This window comes from Burkholderia sp. BE17, assembly GCF_009362305.1.
Lineage (GTDB): Bacteria > Pseudomonadota > Gammaproteobacteria > Burkholderiales > Burkholderiaceae > Burkholderia > Burkholderia pyrrocinia_C.
In genome coordinates this window covers 68,167-88,651 of the sequence record NZ_WHNU01000038.1, presented here as the reverse complement: position 1 = coordinate 88,651, position 20,485 = coordinate 68,167, and the positions used below count along the sequence as shown (strand labels likewise).

The following is a 20,485-nucleotide window of genomic DNA, read 5'->3' as shown; positions in this document are numbered from 1 at the left end:
AACTCCGCCGCGACCCCTTCCAACCCGGGAATCGCGCTGTCTAGCGACGCTCCAAGTTGTACATACAACTTTGCCTTTTCAGGGGTATCGCCAGCAATCCGTGTTTATCTCTAATTGTCGGACGATTAGGGTCGTTGGCCGTGAATTTCCTTAAATTTCAATTAATTATGGATTACGCGATGCTGAATTCCGGCTTTCTCGATGCGTACGCGAGCGGCCGGACGGCAAGCGTCACCTGTCTAGACCTCACGAGTCGCGCCGACCGTTTCCAGTCCGACCAGCCGGTAGCCGAACTGCAGTTCCGTCAGCAGGTGCCGTGGCCTCGCCGGCACGGGTTCGAGCTTCTGCCGCAGGTTCGTCATGTACACGCGCACGTAGTGCGCGCGATCCGCGTCGTGAACGCCCCAGACCTCGGCCAGCAGTTGCCGCGCGGCAATCACGCCGCCGCGCGCACGGATCAGCGCGGCGAGCAGCCGGAATTCGAGGCGCGTCAGATGGACGGGCTCGCCGCCGCGCACGACTTCATGCCGGCCGAGATCGACGGTCACGTCGCCGAACCGCACGATCGACGACGCTTGCCCGTCGGCCGACACGAACGCCGCGCGCCGCAACAGCGCACGCGCCCGCGCGAGCAGTTCGGGCACGCCGAACGGCTTCGCGAGGTAATCGTCCGCGCCCGCGTCGAGCGCCGCGACCTTCTCCACTTCCTGCTGCCGCGCCGACAGCACGATCACGGGCACCGTCGACCACTCGCGCAGTTCGCGAATGAACGCCTTGCCGTCGTCGTCCGGCAATCCGAGATCGACGATCACGAGATCGGGCTTGCTGCTCGACGCATACATTCGCGCCTCGCGGGCCGTGGACGCCTCGCAGGTGTCGAGCCCTTCCTGTTCCAGCGCCATCCGGACGAAACGGCGAATATCCGCTTCGTCTTCAACGATAAGTACGCGCGATCTGATCATGTCCGGCTCTCGTGTTCGATATCGGGCGGCGCACCCAATGGCAGGCGAATCTCGAACCGCGCGCCGTGCGGATCGAGCGGCACCGCGCGGATCGAACCGCCGTGCGCGTTGACGATGCTGCGGCACAGTGCGAGGCCGAGCCCCACGCCGCTGATCGACGATTCCTTGCGTTCGCGCTCGAACGGCTCGAACAACGGCTCGGTGTTGCGCGCGACGAAGCCGGGCCCGTCGTCCTCGACGAACACATACAGCGTTTCGCCGAACACGCGGGCCCGCACCGACACGGCCGCGTCCGCGCCCGCGTACTTCGCGGCGTTGTCGAGCAGGTTCATCAGCACGCGCTCGATCAGCAGCGCGTCGACGTCGATCAGCGGCAGGTCGGCGGGCAAGTCGGCACTTACGTCGCGGCCGGCCAGCACGCCGGCCGAATGCGCGAGCGCGCTGCCGACGATCTCGTCGAGCATGTGCCACTCGCGATTCAGCCGCACGCCTTCGCTCTGCATCCGCGCAAGGTCGAGCAGGTTCACGACGAGCCCGTGCAGCGCCTCGGCCTGGTTGCGAATGCCGCGCGCGAGCGCGGCCGGTTGCCCGTCCGCCAGACGTTCCGGACGCTCCAGCGTCTCGGCAAGCCCTCGAATCGCCGTCAACGGCGTCTTCAGGTCGTGCGACACGGCGGCCAGCAGCGCATTGCGCAACCGCTCGCCTTCGATCCGGACGAGCGTGTGCTGCGCGACGTCGACGTAGTGCACGCGTTCGAGCGCCATCGCGATCGACGAGCATAGCGCGTCGATCAGGCGGCGATCGTCGGGGTCCGTCGGCACCGGCTGCGCGTCGCCGAACAGCACGAGCACGCCGCGCACGCGCATCGGTGCCTTCAGCGGCAGGTATTGCGCGGCCGCGCGCTCGAACGGCGCCATCCCGCACCCGGCGCCGCGCGCCTGCTCGTACGCCCAGCGCGCGATCGGCGTTTCCACGAAGCCTGCGTGTTGTGTCGGCATCAGCCTGTCGTTCTCGTCGGGCAGTACGAGCGCAACGCGCACGCCGAGCAGCGGCGCAATCGTGCCGGTGCAGATCAATGCGATCTGCTCGGTCTCGATCGCCGCCGACAGATCGTGCGCGACCCGCGCGAGCGCGGCCGAGCGTTTCTCGTTCGCACGCGCGGCGCGCGCCTCCGCGCGCAGGCGCGCCGCGAGCTGGCCGATCGCGAGCGCGACGGCCAGCATCAGCGCGAACGTGAACACGTACTGCGTATCGGACACCGCGAACGACAGCCGCGGCTCGACGAAGAAAAAGTCGAAGCAGCCGACGCAGACGAACGCGGCCCACGCGCCGGCCAGCCTGCCGAGCCGCAGCGCGATCAGCACGACGGTCATCAGGAACAGCATTACGACGTTCGACAAATCGAACACGCGCAGCAGCGCGCTCGCCGCGAGCGTCGCCAGCGCGCAGACGAGCGTGGCCCACAGCAGCGGCACCGCGTACTGCGATACCCATACGTGCGTGCGCGAGTGCGCTTCCCGCACAGCGAGCCCCGGCCGCGTGTCGGGCCCGGCGCCCGCGATGCGTTCGGCGATGCCCGCGCACGCATGCAGCACGCGCCGCCAGCGGTCGCGGCCTGATGCGGTTTCCAGCGGCACCCTCGCCCGCCGATTCGCTTCGTTCACGTTCGCATTCACATCCATGATCGCTTCCGGCAATTGAAACGCCGAACGGCCCCGCGCACGCCGCGAGGGCGTGAGCGGGGCCGCAACGGCGCGTTCGGTCAGATAAACGGCGTCAGCAGCATGTCGATCAGCTTGATGCCGATGAACGGCGCGACGATCCCGCCCACCCCGTAAATCAGCAGGTTGCGCCCGAGCAGCTTCCCGGCGGGCTCCGCGCGATACTTCACGCCCTTCAGCGCGAGCGGAATCAGCGCGACGATGATCAGCGCATTGAAGATCACCGCCGACAGGATCGCCGACGTCGGGCTGTGCAGCCTCATCACGTTCAGCGCGCCGAGCGCCGGATACGTCGCGACGAACGCGGCCGGGATGATCGCGAAATACTTCGCGAGATCGTTGGCAACGCTGAACGTGGTCAGTGCGCCGCGCGTCATGATCATCTGCTTGCCGACTTCGACCACCTGCATCAGCTTCGTCGGGTTGCTGTCGAGGTCGACCATGTTGGCCGCTTCCTTCGCCGCCTGCGTGCCGCTGTGCATCGCGACGGCCACGTCGGCCTGCGCCAGCGCGGGCGCGTCGTTGGTGCCGTCGCCCGTCATCGCGACGAGATGTCCCTTCGCCTGGTGCTCGCGGATCAGCCACAGCTTGTCCTCGGGTGTCGCTTCGGCAAGGTAGTCGTCGACACCGGCTTCCGCCGCGATCGCGGCCGCGGTCAGCCGGTTGTCGCCGGTGATCATCACCGTCTTCACGCCGACCTTGCGCAGCTCCGCGAAGCGCGCGCCGATCCCGTGCTTGACGATGTCCTTCAGCTCGATCGTGCCGAGCACGCGCAAGCCGTCGGCGACGACGAGCGGCGTGCCGCCGCGCCGCGCGATGTCGTTCACGGCCGTCTCGACCGCGTGCGGAAACGCGCCGCCGAGCGCATCGACATGCGCACGGATCGCGGACGCCGCGCCCTTGCGCACCTGCCGTTCGCCGATATCGAGGCCGCTCATCCGCGTACGCGCGCTGAACGGCACCGCGATGCCGCCGTCGATCGCGGCAACCTCCAGCGAGAAGCGCTGCTTCGCGAGCGCGACGATCGAGCGCCCTTCGGGCGTCTCGTCGGCCAGCGACGACAGTTGCGCGGCCTCGGCCAGCGCGCGCTCGTCCACGCCGGGCGCCGGCCGAAACTGCACGGCCTCGCGATTGCCGAGGGTGATCGTGCCGGTCTTGTCGAGCAGCAGCACGTCGACGTCGCCGGCCGCCTCGATCGCGCGGCCCGACGTCGCGAGCACGTTCGCGCGCATCATGCGGCTCATCCCGGCGATGCCGATCGCCGACAACAGCGCGCCGATCGTCGTCGGAATCAGGCAAACGAGCAGCGCGATCAGCACGGTCAGGCTCACGGCCGCGCCCGACGCGTTCAGCAGCACGCTGAATTGCGAGAACGGCAGCAGCGTCACGCACACGAGCAGGAAGATGATCGTCAGCGCGACGAGCAGGATCGTCAGCGCGATCTCGTTCGGCGTCTTGCCGCGCTTCGCGCCTTCGACCATCGCGATCATCCGGTCGAGGAACGCTTCGCCGGGTTGCGCGGTGATCTTCACGACGATCCAGTCGGACAGCACGCGCGTGCCGCCCGTCACCGACGAGAAATCGCCGCCCGACTCGCGGATCACCGGCGCCGATTCGCCGGTGATCGCCGATTCGTCGACCGACGCGACGCCGTCGATCACTTCGCCGTCGGCCGGAATCGTGTCGCCGGCCTCGACGAGCACGATGCTGCCGGCGGCGAGCTCGTCGCTCGGCACGCGATGGCTGGTGCTGCCGTATTGCTTCGGCTCGTCGAGCACCTTCGCGTACACGCGCTTGCGCGCCGCGCGCAGCGCATCGGCCTGCGCCTTGCCGCGCCCTTCGGCCAGCGCCTCCGCCGCGTTCGCGAACAGCACGGTGAACCACAGCCAGCACGCGACCGCGAAGATGAAGCCGGCCGGCGCGTCAGCGGTGCCGGTCAGCGCCTGCAGCCACAGCGCGGTCGTGACGATGCTGCCGAGATAGACGACGAACATCACCGGGTTTTTGAGCTGCACCCGCGGTGCGAGCTTGCGGAACGCCTCGCGCAGCACGGCCGTCCAGCGCATCGGCGGCACGCCGCCGATCGGCATGGCCGCGTGGTTGATCGGGGTTTCGATATGGGACATGAGTGGCTCCGTTATTCCTGCTCTTTCTGAGCGCCGGCTGCGTGGCCGAATGCGCGGTCGAGCGCGAGATTCAGGTCGAGCACGCGCACGCGCGGTTCGCCGAGCACGCCGAGCTGGCGCGGCGATGCGATACGGTCGACCAGGGCCGCGACCTGCGCGGCATCGACGCCGCGCGCATGGGCGACCCGCGCCGCCTGCAGCCGCGCGTTCGCGACCGAGATCTCCGGATCGAGCCCCGACGCGGACGCGGTGACGGCATCCGCCGGCACCGGCGTCCCGTTGGCGAGCGCGTTCTCCTGCCGGTACGCACGCACGCGCTGCGCGATGTCCGCGAGCAGCTTCTTGCTGGTCGCGCCCTGGTTGCTCGCGCCGCTACCGGCCGCGTTGTACGGCTGGTCGACCGTCTTCGACGGATCGGCCGGATCGGTGCCGACCGTTGCGCTCGGACGCGCATGGAAGTAGCCGGCGCGCGTGAAGTGCTGCCCGATTACCGCCGAGCCGATCGTCACGCCGTTACGCTCGACGAGACTGCCGCGCGCCTGCGCCGGGAACAGCACGTTCGCGACGCCCGTCGTGAGTAGCGGATACGCGATGCCCGCGACGAGCATGAACAGCACCGACGATGCGATCACGGGCCGCACGAGGCCGCGCGTCGCCGCGCCGAACGAAGAACCGGGTGCCGGCGCGGCGACGGCCGCTGCCTGGTGATTGCGTTGAATCATGATGTTTCCCTCAGAACAGTTGGCCGCCCGACATCATCAGGTGCTCGACGACCGGGCCAAGCGCGAGCGCGGGCAGGAACGTGAGACCGCCGACGACGAGGATCACGAAGATCAGCAGGCCGGCGAACAGGCTCGTCGACGTCGACAGCGTGCCGGCGCTTTCGGGCACGCTCTTCTTCGCGGCGAGGCTGCCCGCGACCGCAAGCATCGGCAGCAGCGTCAGGTAGCGGCCGATCAGCATCGCGAAGCCGATCGTCGTGTTGAAGAACGGCGTGTTCGCATTCAGGCCCGCGAATGCGGAGCCGTTGTTGGCCGTGCCCGACGTGTACGCGTACAGCACTTCGCTGAAGCCGTGCGGCCCGAGGTTCGCGAGGCTGTCCATCGTCGAATGCAGCATCGCGGCCAGCGCGGTGAAGCCGAGGATGCTGAACGGATGCGCGAGCACCGCGAGCATCACGAGCTTCATCTCCCGCGCCTCGATCTTCTTGCCGAGAAACTCCGGCGTGCGGCCGATCATCATCCCGACAAGGAACACCGTGAGGATCGCGAACGTGAACAGGTTGATCAGCCCGACGCCGTCGCCGCCGAACACGTTGTTCAGCATCATCTGCGCGATCGGCACGAGCCCGCCGAGCGGCGTCAACGAGTCGTGCATCGCATCGACCGAGCCGGTGGTCGCGGCCGTCGTGACGGTCGCGAACAGGCTCGTCTGCGCGATGCCGAAGCGCATTTCCTTGCCTTCCATGTTGCCGCCCGGCTGCACGGCGCTCATCCGCTGGTCGACGCCGAGCCCGGTCAGCAGCGGGTTGCCGTGCTGCTCGGCCTGATAGATCACGGCCAGGAAGCCGACGAACATCACGACGAACGCACCGAGGATCACCCAGCCCTGGCGGCGCCGGCCGATCATCGTGCCGAGCGTATAGGTCAGCGCGGACGGAATCAGCAGCATCGACAGCATGTGCAGCGTGTTGGTGAGCGGCGTCGGGTTCTCGAACGGATGCGCGGCATTCATGCTGAAGAAGCCACCGCCGTTCGTGCCGATGTGCTTGATCGATTCGAGGCTCGCGACGGGCCCCATCACGATCTGCTGGCGCGCGCCCTCGAGCGTGGTCGCCCATGCGTCGGACGCGAGCGTCTGCGGCATGCCCTGCCATACGTACACGATCGCCATCGCGAAGCTGAGCGGCAGCAGCACGCGATACGTCACGCGCGTGAAATCGACCCAGTAATTGCCGATGTCGGCCGCGCTCTTGCGGCTCAGCCCGCGGATGAAGCCGCCCGCGGCCGCGATGCCGGTTGCGGCGCTGACCACCATCAGGAACGTGATGACGGCCATCTGCGAGAAGTTCGACAGGCTGCTCTCGCCCGCATACGCCTGCCAGTTCGTGTTCGTGATGAACGACGCGGCCGTGTTGAACGCGAGATCGGGGCTTTGCGCCGCGCGCTGCAGCGCATCGAACGGCAGCGCGTCCTGGATGCGCAGCAGCAGATAGCCGAGCAGCATCATCCCGGCATTGCTGAGCAGCAGCACCATCCCGTAGCGCTGCCACGACATCGCTTCGTCGGGATTCACGCCGAGCAGCGCATAGGTGCGGCGTTCGACCCACGCGTGGCGCGGGCTCGTGAAGGCGTGCGCAAGCCATTTCCCGACGACGGGCACCAGCGCCAGCATGATCGCGAGAACGATCGCGAATTGAATGAGATTGTTGAACATGTCGACGCTCGCTCAGATCCGGTCGAGGCCGGTGATGAAACCGGCCGTCAACGCAAAAAACGCAAGCGTGAACAGTACGAAAAGCAGATCGCTCATGACATTCACCGATATTTTCGAATTCCTGTTGAATCGAGCCGATCAATACTGCTCAGGCTTGATCAACGCATGAAACAGATAGATAAAGAGCGCGATCGATAACGCGCCGGTGATCCACAACATGGCTTTCCCCTTTGTTCGTATGCGCGGAATATCCACGCGATCATCGGCGTTCCGGGCGTTGCCGTGTCGGCGCGGGCCCGGATGACGCCCCCATGCTCATCTGGCGAATGGGATGCGACAGTGTAGAAATCCGCGTATCAAAGCGGTGTTCAATTTCCTTACGGGGAATAAAAAAGCTGTAAAGACGAAAGGCCGGCGGGCGTGATGTTTTTATGCGTTCTTTTCAGGGCCGGTGCGAGTCTATACACCGTATCGTCACGGCGATTCCTAGAATGGGCGCCATGTCCAATACGAGCTCTCCGCGGTGCGGGGCACGATGCGAAACGGGGATGAACGCATGAAACCGACCAGAACCGAATCCGCTGCTTCACGCGATCTACCGCCTGCTCGTTCGCGGCGCCGGTGCCCCGCGGACGACCTCGTGCTGCTGTCGATCCGCGTCGAATCGGACAACCTCGCTGTCGTGCGGCGCCTGCTGCATCAGGCCGTCGGCGCCGCGCTCAATTTCTATACGGCCGCGATCGACAAGCGCACAGGGCGCGCGTGCATCGAGCTCGAAGTCGCGCGGTCGCACGCGTCGCCGGCCATCATGGCAATCCTTCGCCTGCTGCCGGCCGCCGAGTTCGGCACGATCCGCCTGTTGCAGCACTAGCCGGCGTTCGCCGCGACCGCGCACGACACGCGTCAGGCAGCCCCCTTTCATCGATTCGAACGCACACGTCCGGCACGAACGAGCGCGGTTCTTCACGAACCGTGCGCGTCCGCCGCCGGCGCGCGCGACGGATCGTCGTTCCCGTCGTTACGGGCCTTTCCAGGAAGCACACTCAATGAAAAAAGCAGTCGTCGGTACTCTCTCCCTCGCGTTCTTTGGCGCCGCCGCGCATGCGCAAAGCAGCGTCACGCTCTACGGGATGCTGGATGCCGGTATCGCCTATACGAACAATCAGTCGGGCAAGAGCGTGTGGCAGCAAGGCAGCGGCCTGCTGTCGAACACGGTGTTCGGCCTGAGCGGCAACGAGGATCTCGGCGGCGGCCTGCACGCGCTGTTCCGCCTCGAGAACGGCTTCAACCTGAACAACGGCACGCAGTCCTACCGGAACACGATGTTCGGGCGCCGCGCATACGTCGGCCTGCAGAGCGACCAATACGGCACGCTGACGCTCGGCCGCCAGTACGACTCCGTCGTCGACTATCTCGGCCCGCTCGCGATGGCCAACAACGGTGACGGCAACAACCTCGCATCGCATCCGTTCGACAACGACAACATCGACGATTCGTTCTACATCGACAACGCGGTGAAATACACGAGCCCGACGCTCGCAGGCTGGCAGTTCGGCGGCCTGTACGGGTTCAGCAACGCGGCCGGCGGATTTGCGAACAACCGCGCGTACAGCGCGGGCGTGTCGTATGCGAACGGACCGGTCAACTTCGGCGCCGCTTACCTGCAGCTCAACCGCGGCGGGTTGACGGACGGCGGCGCACTGTCGACGAACGACGCGCCGAACTTCCCGGCCGTGCGCCAGCGCGTGATGGGCGCCGGCGGCAGCTATGCGTTCGACCGGCTGACGGTCGGCGCGCTGTGGACGCATTCGATGTTCGACGAAACGGCCGCGTCATCGCTGCCCGGTGCACTGAACGCGCTGCGCTTCGACAACTACGAGATCAACGCGCGCTATGCGCTGACGCCGGCGGTCTCGTTCGCGGGCGCCTATACGTTCACCGAAGGCCGCTACGACGACGCAACCGGCAGCCACCGGCCGAAATGGCACCAGGTGACGCTGATGGCCGACTACGCGCTGAGCAAGCGCACCGACGTGTATGCGGAAACCGTGTACCAGCACCAGTTCGGCGTGCCGTCGGGCGCGCCGCTCGGGTTCGCGAACGTCACGGGGCTCGCGGCTTCGTCGACGAACACGCAGGTGGTCGCGACGGTCGGCATCCGGCATCGGTTCTGACCGCGCGCAGGCCATCGAAAGCCGGCCGCTCTGTGCAATCCCGCATGGACGCGCGCCGGCCGAACAGGGATCATTCGGGGAATCCGGGCCCGCGCGCCCACGAAACCGGTACACTCGGCGCCGGGCGCGCGCCGGATCGGCATTCGGCGGCGGGCCGCTGCCGACTCTCGAATCCCGATCCCATGACCACACCGATCTATCAGGAAATCAAGGACTTCATCCTCGCGCGCATTCATGCCGGCGAGTGGGCGGAAGGCGACCAGGTGCCGTCGGAGAACGAACTCGCGCGCGAATTCAACGTCGCGCGGATGACCGTCAACCGCGCACTGCGCGAGCTGACGGCCGAACAGGTGCTCACGCGCACGCGCGGCTCGGGCACGTACGTCGCATCGCCGAAGTACGAATCGACGCTCGTCGCGATCCGCAGCATCTCGGACGAAGTCGCCGCGCGCGGCCACGGCTATCGCGCGCAGGTGCTGCAGGTCGGCGCGGCCGTCGCCGATGCGAAGCTCGCCGACGAGCTGCAGCTCGACACCGGCAGCCCGATCTTCCATTCGCGCGTGCTGCACTTCGAGAACGACACGCCCGTGCAGCTCGAGGAGCGCTGGGTCAATCCGGCCTGCGCGCCCGAATACGCGTTGCAGGACTTCACGACGACGACGCCGAACCAGTACCTGACGCGCGTCGCGCCGTTGCAGCGCGTGGAATACCGGATCGAGGCCGCGATGCCCGACGCCGAAACGCGCCGCCATCTGACGATGGACGACCGCGAGCCGTGCCTGCTGCTGCATCGGCGCACGTGGTCGCAAGGGCTGGTCGCGTCGGTCGCCAATCTGTGGCACCCGGGCAGCCGCTACCGGTTCACCGGGCATTTCTGACGCGCGGCCTCACCGCGCGCCAGAGCGCGCCCATCGCTCGATCGCGCCGACCGCCAGCTTCGAGCCGTCCTCTTGAGCGATTCGCTCGCCGAGTTCCGTTGCACGCGCGTTCGTGTCGCCACGCTCGGCAAACGCGATCGCTCGCGCAAGCGCGGCAGCGTCCACGCGCCGCCCCGCGACCGGCGCATCCGCGACGCCGAGCCGCTGCAACCGGTTCGCCCAGAAGAACTGATCGCCCGCGAACGGCACGACGATCGACGGAATGCCGGCCCGCGCGGCCGAATGCGTGGTACCCGATCCGCCGTGATGGATCGCCATCGACACGCGCGGGAACAGCCAGTCGTGCGGCGTGTCGCCGATCACGCGTACGTGCGCCGGCAGCAGCGACGCATCGATGCCGCTCCAGCCCGGATAGAACAGCGCGCGCCGGCCGCCGAGCGCACGCACCAACGCGTCGGCCATCGCCGCGCGGTCGAAGCCGGCCATGCTGCCGAAGCCGATGTATACGGGCGGATCGCCCGATTCGAGAAAGGCGGAAAGTTCAGGCGGCGGTGCCCATGCGCGCGCATCGATACGCCACTGGCCGCATGCGAGCACCTGCGACGGCCAATCCGCCGGGCCGGACAGCAGCGCCGGCGACACGCCGTACAGCATCGGATGATCGGTCCACACCTGCTTGCGCGGCGGCAGCGCGCACACGCTTGCGCGCGCCGCATTCGTCGCTTTCCTGAACGCCTGCCACAGCAGTGCGTTGACGAACCGGTGGCTCGCGCGGTTCAGCCAGTGCGGCAGCTTGCCCGGCGGCAGGAACGGCGACGCGAATTCGGCGGTCGGCGTGATCGGGATCATGCCGGTGCCGATCGCCGGCACGCGGCAATATTCGGCGACCGACAACCCGACGAACGACGCGAGCCCCGATACGAGGATCGCGTCGCAACCGGCCGATGCGTCCGCGATTTCGCGCATCCATGCGGCCGTGTTCGCATTCGCGATCGCCGCGAGCGCCTTCGACGTGTCGTTGAAACCGCCGCGCCCGCGCACCGCGTCCGACAACGCGCCGTCCGGTGCGATCGCGCGGCGGATATCGCCGGACAACCGCGCCGACGGCACGCCGAGTGCGTCGGCCGAGCCGAGCGTCGCGGCATCGGCCAGCAGCCGGACATCGTGGCCGGCATCCATCAGCGTGCGGCCGAGCGCCGCGAGCGGGCGCGTGTCTCCTTCGGTGCCGTAGGTGGCGACGACAAGCTTCATGCGTGACTCCTCGTTCCCGTCGACGGGAACAGATGGATCTTAAAAAATGCACGTCGTATACTAATGCAATTCGTGCACTTTAAGTCGATCCTCCTGCCATGCCGATTCCGACCGACGATCCGGGCCGCCGCGCGCGCAAGCGCATCCAGATGCTCGCGCATCTCGCCGCCACCGGCGCGCGCCTGTTCGACGCGCACGGCTACGAAGCCGTCACGATGGAGCAGATCGCCGCGCAGGCCGATGTCGCGAAGCGCACGCTGTACAACCATTTTCCGACCAAGGAAGCCGTGCTCGCGCACTGGCTCGAAGGCGAGCTCGCGCGTGACCTCGCGCATCTGCAGCGCGACGTCGCGCGGCGCAAGACCTTTGCGTCGCGCATCGGCTGTGTGCTCGACGCGTCGGCCGCGTGGTGCGAGCAGCATCCGGTGTACCTGCTCGCGTATCTGCGGCACCGCTTCCTGAGCATCGGTGCGGTCGATCCGGAAAACGGCGGGGAGAACGGCAGCGATATCGCGCTGGTGTGGCAGCAACTGATCGCCGCGGGCCAGCAGTCAGGCGAACTGAACGCAACGCTGCGGGCCGACCAGCTTGCGACGTGGTTCCATCACCTGTATCTCGCAGCGATGCTGCGCTGGCTGACCGTGCCGGGGCTGTCGCTGAAACGGGAGTTTCAGTCGGTCGCGAAATTGTTTGTCGAAGGCGCCGAAGCGAAAAGCTGAGCGCATTGGCCGGCGATCTGGAGCAGCATCCGGAGTGGTTGCTGCCGAATGCGTCGGGCGCTGTGCAACCGGCCGACATGCCGCATCCGGCGAGTGCCGCACGTTGAATGCGTCGCGCAGCGCATACGGTTTTTCACGACGAATGCACGCATCGCATGCCAAATTTGCCGTGCAGCAGTATGCTGGTGTCGAACGGCTGCGCACGGTGCATCGGGTAATCCCGTAATTCGCACGTTGTCGCGCCGCCGTCGCGACCGCAATCATGCGTTGCAAGGAGGGATTCGCGATGACCACCACGCATCAGCACTTCCACCTCGAACTACGGCACGCCACCGCGCCGACCTATTTCATCAGCTACCTGTTTCCCGCCTTGCTGTTCATTTACGAATTGCTGCGCGTCGGCCAGTGGATTCGCGATCACGGGATGCAATTCGCCGCGTTCAAGCAGATGGGTTACGAGTATCTGCTGATGCTGCTGTTCGTCGGGCTGCAGATCGTCGTCGAGGCGATCTTTCTGCTCGGTGCCGCGATGCGTCGCGATCGCGACTTCGAGCATCGGCTGCCGAATGTGATCCTCGGCATCGGCTGCTCGATCGCGCTGCTCGCGATCGATCTCGCGATCCAGCTGGCGTTCTGACGGCCGGCGGGCACACGCCCGCCGGTTGTCGGACGCTCAAGCGCCCGCGTCGCGCAGGAACGCCGCCACGGCGGCCAGCACGTCGTCCGTCCGCTCGCGGTGCGGCATGTGCCCGCATCCGGCAAGCAACAGGAACGACGACGGCCCCGCGACGCGCGCGGCGATCCGCTTCGGATGCACGTCGGATCCGTATTCGTCGTCTTCGCCGTGAATCGCGAGCGTCGCGCATTGCACGCGCGGCAACTCGTCGTCGAGATTCCAGTCGCGAAACGCCGGCGACAGCCACGTATCGACCCACGCGCGCAGTACCCATCCGGCCTTGTCGCCGTGATAACGCGCGAGCCGGTCGAGCTGGCCCGGTTCGTCGAACTGCAGCGCCGCGTCGCGAATGCCGGCCAGCGTGCGATCCTCGACGAACGCCTGCGCGGCGACCGTCACGAGCGCGCGGCAACGCTCCGGATGCACGGCTGCGCAGCCGACCGCCATTCCGCCGCCGACGCTGTGCCCGAACGCGACGAACGCATCGACGCCGAGTTGCTCGAGCACGGCTTCGAACGCGTGACCGGCCTCGTCGCGCACGAACGTCGTGCCGAGCTTCCCCGGATGACGATCCGAACGGCCGAAACCGAGGCGGTCGTAGGCAATCACGTCGCGTTGCGTGGCGTTTGCGAGCAAGGCGGGAAAGTCGCGCCACAGGTCGACGCAGCCGAGCGAATCGTGCAGCAAAATGATCGGTGCAGCCGGCCCGGATGCGCCCGCCGCGTCTTGCACCGGACGAGCACGCCAGCGTTTCGCAAAGAGACGCCCTTGCGGCGTCTCGACGATTGTCTCCTCGGTCAGGCTATCGGTCATGTGTCGGTCGTCTGCGTGAAAGCGGCCGCACGTCGGCGGCCCCATTGGATGCCGCATGTTGTCCCGCCGGCGCGCGCGGCGTCAAGCAAGCCCCCACCGCCCGCGCGCTCATTCGGGCTGCGGCGGCAGATACTCCATCTGCGCTTCGTCGTACAGCCGGTAGATCAGCGCCTGCATCGCGCGGATGTCCTCCGATTCGTCGAGCATCCGCATGCTCATGATGATCGGCGACACGAGGTTCGGATCGTCGAGCGGCTTGTAGCTGATGTCGTCGCGCTTCAGCCCGTACACGCTGTGCGGCACGACCGACACGCCCTCGCCCATTGCGACGAGGCCGAGCGCGATCTGCAGTTCGCGCGTCTCGTAGATCCGCCGCGGCTGCAACGCGCGATCGTGAAAGGCCGCGAGCACCTGGTCCGCATAGCTCGGGCGCGGCGCCTTCGGGAAGATGATCAGCGTGTCGTTCACGAGATCGTGCAGCGACAGCACGGGCTTCGCGCCGTCGAGCGGATGGCCGACCGGCAGCGCGACGATCATCCGCTCCTCGCGCAGCACGACGCGCCGCACGCTCGGATCTTCATGGCGGATGCGCCCGAACCCGACGTCGATGCGCCCTTCCTTCAACGCCTTGATCTGGTCCATCGTCGACATCTCGTGCAGGCTCAGCTCGACGGCCGGATATTCGCTGCGAAAGCGCCGGATGATCTTCGGCAGCATCCCGTACAACGTCGAGCCGACGAAGCCGACCGACATGCTGCGTTCGATCTTGCCGACCCGCTTCGTCATCGATTCGAGCTCGGTGGTCTGCGCGAGCAACTGCACCGCGTGCGAATAGAAGAAGCGCCCTGCGTCGGTCAGTTTCAGCGGCCGCGCGTTGCGCTCGAACAGCGGCACGCCGAGCGCCTCCTCGAGCTGCTGGATCTGCCGGCTCAGCGGCGGCTGCGCGATATGCAGCCGTTCGGCCGCACGCGTGAAATTCCGCTCCTCGGCAACCGCGACGAAGTAGCGGAGGTGTCTCAACTCCATTTCGATGCCTCCCGGACAGCGATCCGACGTCAAACCACGGCCGGACGATGTCATCACGATACCGCAGGCGGCGCAAACCTCCACGCACACCGCCACGCGCCGCCCAAAGCAAAACGGGAAGCCCTCGAGCTTCCCGTTTCCGATCGACGCCGCCGTGTCGCGGCAGCGTCACGACCGCCCATCACACCTCGGTCGCGTACAGCGCGTCACGCTGCTCGTTGCTCAGCGTATCGAGCGGCACATCCGGCAGCCGATAGCAGATCATCGTGCCGTACAGCTCGGCGAGGCAATTGCTGCCGGCGTCGAGCGCGTAGCCGTCCTCGCCGTCCGGTGCCGGCGGGTACACTTCGCGCCACGCGTTGATCGCGGCTTCGATTCGCACGATGGAAACGGGTCCGGCCTTCCGCTCGGCGGGTGATGCGCTCATGGATTCCTCTGGGTTGCGCGCTCCGCGGGCCATGCCGGCCCGGATGGAACGATGAAAACGCCGGGCGCCGCCGGCCGCCGCGCGCCGTGCGCGCCGGATGCCGATCCGCGCTGCGCCTGTCGCGCCGGCCGGGCCGTGGCCCGGTAGGGTCGGGCAATATAACCGGCTTTGACCCCGTGCAGGCAAAAGCCGGGCAAAAAAAACGGGAAGCCCGACGCTTCCCGTTTCATCACACGTCGCGCGGCCGCCTGCCGCACGCGCGTCAGCCCGTGGTTTCGCGGTTCACCACCAACTGCCGCTGCGCGCCGCGGCTCGCGGCGACCCAAGGCGCGATCTCCATGTCCTCGTAGCGCACGAAACGGCTCTTGTTCAGGAACCGGAAGCCGAGCCACACGACGAGGAACAGCGGAATGCCGACATAGGTCGCGGTGACGCCGGCCCAGTCGATCCGGTTCGCGAGGAACGCCTGGTAATCCTGCCCGAGCGCGATCACGAGGCACAGCACGAACGCGAACAGCGGGCCGAACGGGAACCACTTCGACTGGTACGGCAACTGGTCGAGCGCATAACCCTGCTTCACGTAGCCCTTGCGGAACCGGTAGTGACTGACCGCGATGCCGAGCCATGCGATGAAGCCGGTCATCCCCGACGTGTTCAGCAGCCACAGGTACACGGTCTTGTCGCCGTACAGCGACGTGAAGAAGCACAGCGCGCCGACGGCCGTCGTCGCATACAGCGCATTGCGCGGCACGCCGCCCGGCGACAGTTTCGCGAACACCTTCGGCGCGCGGCCTTCGGTCGCGAGGTTGTAGAGCATCCGCGTCGACGCGTACATGCCCGAGTTGCCGGCCGACAGCACGGCCGTCAGGATCACCGCGTTCATCACGCCGGCCGCGAATGCAAGGCCCGCGTGGCGGAACACGAGCGTAAACGGGCTCACGCCGATGTCGGTCACGTCCGTCTTCAGCAGGTTCGGGTCGGTGTAAGGAATCAGCACGCCGATCACGAAGATCGCGAACACGTAGAACAGCAGGATCCGCCAGAAGATCTGCTTTACCGCGCGCGGGATCGTCGTGCGCGGGTGCTCCGATTCGCCGGCCGCGACGCCGATCAGCTCGGTGCCCTGGAACGAGAAGCCCGCGATCATCGCGACGCCCATCAGCGCGGGCAGGCCGCCCGCGAACGGCGCGTCGCCGATCGTCAGGTTGCCCCAGCCGTTGCCCGGCGCACCCTTCAGAATGCCGAAGATCATCAGCAGGCCGACGCCGATGAACGCAACCACGGTGACGACCTTGATCAGCGCGAACCAGTATTCGGCTTCGCCAAAGCCGCGCACGGTGAGCGCGTTGAGCAGGAACATCACGCCGAGGAAGGCCGCGCTCCACCACACGCCCGGCACGTCCGGAAACCAGTAATGCATCACGAGCTGCGCGGCGACGAGCTCCACCGCGATCGTCACGGCCCAGTTGTACCAGTAGTTCCAGCCGAGCGCGAAGCCGAAGCCTTCGTCCACGTATTTCGCGCCGTAGGTCGCGAACGAACCCGACACGGGCATGAACGCGGCCATCTCGCCGAGGCTCGTCATCAGGAAGTAGACCATCAGGCCGATCAGCATGTACGCGACCATCGCGCCGCCGGGGCCGGCCTGAGAGATCGACGCGCCGGACGCGACGAACAGGCCCGTGCCGATCGAGCCGCCGATGGCGATCATCGTCAGGTGGCGCGCCTTCAGCGCGCGATGAAGCTTGGGTGGGTTCGTGGGTGGGTTCGCGGACGAACCGGGTTGGTCGGAATTCGGAAGTGCGGACATAAACGAGACGAACGTTGAGCGGGCCGGCATCCGTAGCCGGCGCATGCGGAATCGGAGCGCGGTGCGCGTCCTGCGATGCATTCGATGCGACCCCGATACGCGTTGCGCGGCGGGCGCCTGCGGCGAAGCGCGGATTCTACCCGATTCGTCAGGGGGAACTCAGGTGCACACGCCTGCGGCGGCCGGGGAGATTTCGCAGAATCAACGAGTTGGCTGCGCCGGCGCGGCCGCAGCCGCATGCCGGCGCAAAAACCATATCTGATTCGTGGTTATTCGGCTTTTCATTCCGCCCGGCAAGCGCGCAATCCTGTTTCAATCCGCCAAATACCGCGCCGATATGAAAAATCGACCGATCAGAACATCATTAATCAGACAAAACGACCGAAACTGATAATTGATTCAAATCAAATTGCCCGCGCGCAATGCGGTAACGATGCGTAATCGTTTCGAATCGCGACTTCCACATGCATGTTTTGCATGTACACACGAATTGCAGGAATTCGCGAGATAATGCGGGCTAATTCGAAATAATCAGCGCGCGGAACCGTAGACCAAGCGAATATCCGCCGCCCTGCCCCGTCCCGAGGATGAAGTCATTCCTGCTGCCCGCCGCACTGCGCCGCCATACCGCGTCGATCGTGGCACGCATTCTGTCGCCCCGCGGCGTGCTCGTCGCGGGCATTGTCCTGCTGATGTTCAGTTGGGGACTTTCCACATCGCTTTTAATCGAGGCGCGACGCGACGCGCATGACCATGCGGTCGAAAATGCGCGCAACCTCATGCTGCTGATCGAACGCGATATCTCGCGCAATATCGAACTCTACGATTTGTCGCTGCAAAACGTCGTCGACGGTGTGACCGATCCTGAACTGATGACATTGCCGCCGCGCCAGCGCCACCGGCTGCTGTTCGACCGCGCGGCGACCGGCGCGTATCTCGGGTCGCTTTTCGTGATGGATGCGCACGGCAATATCGTGATCGATTCGAGCGCGTCGCCCGCGCGGCAAGGCAACTATGCGGACCGCGACTATTTCACCGTGCACCGCAACGGGCTCGCGCAGGGCCTCTACATCAGCCGGCCCTATGCGTCCCGGCTGCGCGGCGGCGCGCTGACGATCGCGCTCAGCCGCCGGATCACGCTGTCCGACGGCACGTTCGGCGGCATCGTCGTCGGCACGCTCAGCATCGACTACTTCCGCGCTCTGCTCGACGGCCTCGCGGTCGGCAAGCACGGTAGCGCGGCGATCGCCGAGCTCAACGGCATGCTCGTGAGCCGCCTGCCTTACGACGCGCGCGTGGTCGGCCTCGACCTGCGCAATTCGCCGCTGTTCATCGCGGCGCTGCGCAGCCGCGAAGGCGTGCTGGCGGGCACCGGCAGCATCGACGGCGTGCGGCGCATCTATGTTTACAAGCATCTCCCCGGCCTGCCGCTGATCGTCGACGTCGCACCGGCCGAGATCGACGTCTACGCGTCGTGGCACCACCGCGCAATCTGGACCGTCGTGCTGATGTGCCTGTTCACCGGGTTCATCGCGTGGGGCTCGCTGGCGCTATCGCGCGAACTGCGGCGCCGGCAGATCGCCGAATCGAAGCTGTACCGGCTCGCGCACACCGATTCGCTGACGGGCCTCGACAACCGCGGCACGTTCGACACGGTGCTCGCGAAGGAGGCGCAGCGTGCGGCGCGCAGCGGCCGCCCGCTGTCGGTGCTGTTTGTCGACGTCGATCACTTCAAGGCGTTCAACGACTACTACGGCCACCCGGCCGGCGACGACGTACTGCGCCGCGTCGCGCAATCCGCATCGCGCTGCCTGCGCCGCGAAGGCGACCACGTCGCGCGCTACGGCGGCGAGGAATTCGTCGTCACGCTGCCCGACACCGACGCGCAAGGCGCGGCGACCGTTGCCGAAGGCATCCGGCTAGCAATCGCGGAGCTCGGCATCGAGCACGTGAAGAGCCCGTACGGGAACGTCACGGCCAGCATCGGCACGGCGACCGCCGCCGACGGCCGCACCAACGCCGCAACGCTGCTGCGGCGCGCCGACGAGGCGCTGTACCGCGCGAAGTCCGGCGGACGCAACCGCGTGTCGGACGCGCAGCCGAACTCCGCCGACGCATGGCGTGACATGGCGTGACGTGTCGTCGCGACACGATGCGGCAGCCGGCCGCGCCGGACAGCAGCGCCGTGGACAGCCCGCGCGCGTTCGGCTAGCGTTACGGCTGCTGCGCATGCGGCGCGGCGCCGCCCCGCGCAAGCCGCCGTGCGCGTTCCGGCCACTCCAGCTCCGTCATGACCGCCCCGCTCCCTACCCGGCTCCCCTCCCTCTTGCGCCACGCGCTCCGCCCGCTGCTCGATCCGTACCGTCGCTATCGGCACGCGAAGCTGATTCATGCCGCGCGCGTCGCGCTCGCGATTCTCGTGTCGATCGGCCTGTCCACCGGCCTGCGCGTGCCGCACGGCGAGTGGTCCACGATCACGGTGCTGATCGTCGTCGGCGGGCTGCAGCATCACGGCAACATCCGCAAGAAGGCGGCCGAGCGCGCGCTCGGCACGTCGATCGGCGCGCTCGCGGGGCTCGGGCTGATCCTGCTGTATTCCGCCGCGCACGCACCGCTCGCGATCTACGTGCTGATGGCGGTTGCCTGCGGCATCTGCGCGTATCACGCGATCGGCAAGGCCGGCTATATCGCGCTGCTGTCGGCGATCACGATGGTGATCGTCGCCGGGCACGGCGACAACGAGATCGTCGACGGCCTGTGGCGCGCGGTGAACGTGCTGATCGGCATCGCGATCGCGCTGGCGTTCTCGTTCGCGCTGCCGCTCTATGCGACCTATTCGTGGCGCTACAAGCTCGCCGACGCGCTGCGCGCGTGCGCGGCCGTGCATGCGCGGGTCGCCGGCGACCGCCAGGTCGGCGACGACGCGCACCTGAAGGAAATGGCCGCGCTGAGCGCGCTGCTCGTGCAGTTGCGTTCGCTGATGCCGTCGGTGTCGAAGGAATGCGAAACGTCGATGGCGCAGCTCGAGGCGATCCAGCGCAGCCTGCGCCTGTGCATCGGCTATCTGGAGATCCTGTCGAGCGCGGTGCCGGCCCGCGACGACGTGGCGGCCCGCGAATACATGCGCGTCGGGATGAAGGCCGTGAACCGGCGCATCCGCGACACGCTGGTCGGCGCGAGCCGCGCGCTCAAGTTCGGCAAGCCGAGCCGGCTCGCGCCGCGCCGCCGGCCGGCCGACCCGCCGCACGACGCACCGCCGCCGCAGCTGTCCGGCTACGTGTCGATCACGGCCAAGCTGGCCGGCGAAGTCGATCAGTTGCGCGAGAAGCTGCTCGACACCGCGCAGTCGTGGAATATCTGAGGTTCGCGGGATTCCGGGCTTCACACGCCAGCCTTTCATATGCCTTTCGAGTTGACGGACCGCTATCCTGACGGCGGCAGCCCCGCCGTTCGGCCGATCCGGCCC

The 20,485-nt window shown here is 67.0% G+C and carries 18 protein-coding genes; 7 read left to right on the top strand and 11 right to left on the bottom strand.

Translation table 11 applies throughout. The annotated features are described in order from the left end of the window. Positions 1–239 precede the first annotated feature (239 nt). From GD429_RS28960 to kdpF, 6 genes are all read right to left on the bottom strand, one after another. On the bottom strand, positions 240–962 hold the full coding sequence (locus GD429_RS28960) for a response regulator (protein WP_152862142.1): 723 nt from the start codon (positions 960–962) through the stop codon (positions 240–242). Next, a complete protein-coding gene (locus GD429_RS28955; protein ID WP_152862140.1) occupies positions 959–2,644 on the bottom strand; it encodes a DUF4118 domain-containing protein in 1,686 nt (561 codons plus the stop codon). The genes GD429_RS28960 and GD429_RS28955 overlap by 4 nt, the downstream gene beginning before the upstream one ends. Positions 2,645–2,724: 80 nt before the next feature. After that, positions 2,725–4,773: a potassium-transporting ATPase subunit KdpB gene (gene kdpB / locus GD429_RS28950; protein ID WP_152862170.1), complete on the bottom strand. Its 2,049-nt coding sequence runs from the start codon at positions 4,771–4,773 to the stop codon at positions 2,725–2,727. Between the two features lie 47 nt (positions 4,774–4,820). Continuing rightward, positions 4,821–5,531 carry a potassium-transporting ATPase subunit KdpC gene (kdpC, locus tag GD429_RS28945; RefSeq protein ID WP_152862138.1) on the bottom strand — a complete coding sequence of 237 codons (711 nt, stop codon included), beginning with the start codon at positions 5,529–5,531 and terminating at the stop codon, positions 4,821–4,823. Between the two features lie 10 nt (positions 5,532–5,541). Continuing rightward, the gene (kdpA, locus tag GD429_RS28940; RefSeq protein ID WP_152862136.1) at positions 5,542–7,245 is read right to left on the bottom strand and encodes a potassium-transporting ATPase subunit KdpA; all 1,704 of its coding nucleotides are present in this window, start codon (positions 7,243–7,245) and stop codon (positions 5,542–5,544) included. Positions 7,246–7,383: 138 nt separating this feature from the next. Next, a complete protein-coding gene (kdpF, locus tag GD429_RS42145) occupies positions 7,384–7,464 on the bottom strand; it encodes a K(+)-transporting ATPase subunit F (protein ID WP_152862168.1) in 81 nt (26 codons plus the stop codon). Between the two features lie 337 nt (positions 7,465–7,801). Between kdpF and GD429_RS28930 the strand changes: the two genes are divergently transcribed. The 3 genes from GD429_RS28930 (at position 7,802) to hutC (ending at position 10,297) form a co-directional block, all read left to right on the top strand. Next, entirely contained in the window at positions 7,802–8,116 is a 315-nt protein-coding gene (locus GD429_RS28930; protein ID WP_152862134.1) for a hypothetical protein, read from the top strand. Between the two features lie 175 nt (positions 8,117–8,291). Continuing rightward, positions 8,292–9,419, top strand: a complete 1,128-nt coding sequence (locus tag GD429_RS28925) for a porin (protein ID WP_152862132.1) — start codon at positions 8,292–8,294, stop codon at positions 9,417–9,419. Between the two features lie 182 nt (positions 9,420–9,601). Then, positions 9,602–10,297, top strand: a complete 696-nt coding sequence (gene hutC, locus GD429_RS28920) for a histidine utilization repressor (protein WP_011548284.1) — start codon at positions 9,602–9,604, stop codon at positions 10,295–10,297. A 9-nt stretch (positions 10,298–10,306) separates the two neighbouring features. On the opposite strand, the gene GD429_RS28915 is transcribed toward hutC, so the two are convergent. Beyond that, positions 10,307–11,548 (bottom strand): glycosyltransferase, encoded by a 1,242-nt coding sequence (locus tag GD429_RS28915; RefSeq protein ID WP_152862130.1) that lies wholly within the window; start codon positions 11,546–11,548, stop codon positions 10,307–10,309. A gap of 98 nt (positions 11,549–11,646) precedes the next feature. On the opposite strand from GD429_RS28915, the gene GD429_RS28910 reads away from it, so the two are divergent. After that, positions 11,647–12,267: a TetR/AcrR family transcriptional regulator gene (locus tag GD429_RS28910; RefSeq protein WP_152862128.1), complete on the top strand. Its 621-nt coding sequence runs from the start codon at positions 11,647–11,649 to the stop codon at positions 12,265–12,267. A gap of 286 nt (positions 12,268–12,553) precedes the next feature. After that, complete coding sequence (locus GD429_RS28900; RefSeq protein WP_152862124.1) at positions 12,554–12,904, top strand: hypothetical protein; 351 nt, start codon at positions 12,554–12,556, stop codon at positions 12,902–12,904. A 36-nt stretch (positions 12,905–12,940) separates the two neighbouring features. Here the strand turns inward: GD429_RS28900 and GD429_RS28895 are convergent, their stop codons facing one another. From GD429_RS28895 to GD429_RS28880, 4 genes are all read right to left on the bottom strand, one after another. Continuing rightward, the gene (locus GD429_RS28895; protein ID WP_152862122.1) at positions 12,941–13,756 is read right to left on the bottom strand and encodes an alpha/beta fold hydrolase; all 816 of its coding nucleotides are present in this window, start codon (positions 13,754–13,756) and stop codon (positions 12,941–12,943) included. 108 nt (positions 13,757–13,864) lie between these two features. Then, positions 13,865–14,782: a LysR family transcriptional regulator gene (locus GD429_RS28890; protein ID WP_096474968.1), complete on the bottom strand. Its 918-nt coding sequence runs from the start codon at positions 14,780–14,782 to the stop codon at positions 13,865–13,867. 181 nt (positions 14,783–14,963) lie between these two features. Then, positions 14,964–15,209 carry a DUF3717 domain-containing protein gene (locus tag GD429_RS28885; RefSeq protein WP_096474969.1) on the bottom strand — a complete coding sequence of 82 codons (246 nt, stop codon included), beginning with the start codon at positions 15,207–15,209 and terminating at the stop codon, positions 14,964–14,966. Between the two features lie 262 nt (positions 15,210–15,471). Further along, positions 15,472–17,019: an amino acid permease gene (locus tag GD429_RS28880; RefSeq protein WP_152862120.1), complete on the bottom strand. Its 1,548-nt coding sequence runs from the start codon at positions 17,017–17,019 to the stop codon at positions 15,472–15,474. A 587-nt stretch (positions 17,020–17,606) separates the two neighbouring features. Between GD429_RS28880 and GD429_RS28875 the strand changes: the two genes are divergently transcribed. Beyond that, positions 17,607–19,154, top strand: coding sequence for a sensor domain-containing diguanylate cyclase (locus GD429_RS28875; RefSeq protein WP_152862118.1), 1,548 nt, complete (start codon positions 17,607–17,609; stop codon positions 19,152–19,154). Between the two features lie 155 nt (positions 19,155–19,309). Further along, positions 19,310–20,380 (top strand): FUSC family protein, encoded by a 1,071-nt coding sequence (locus GD429_RS28870; RefSeq protein WP_152862108.1) that lies wholly within the window; start codon positions 19,310–19,312, stop codon positions 20,378–20,380. Positions 20,381–20,485: the final 105 nt, after the last annotated feature.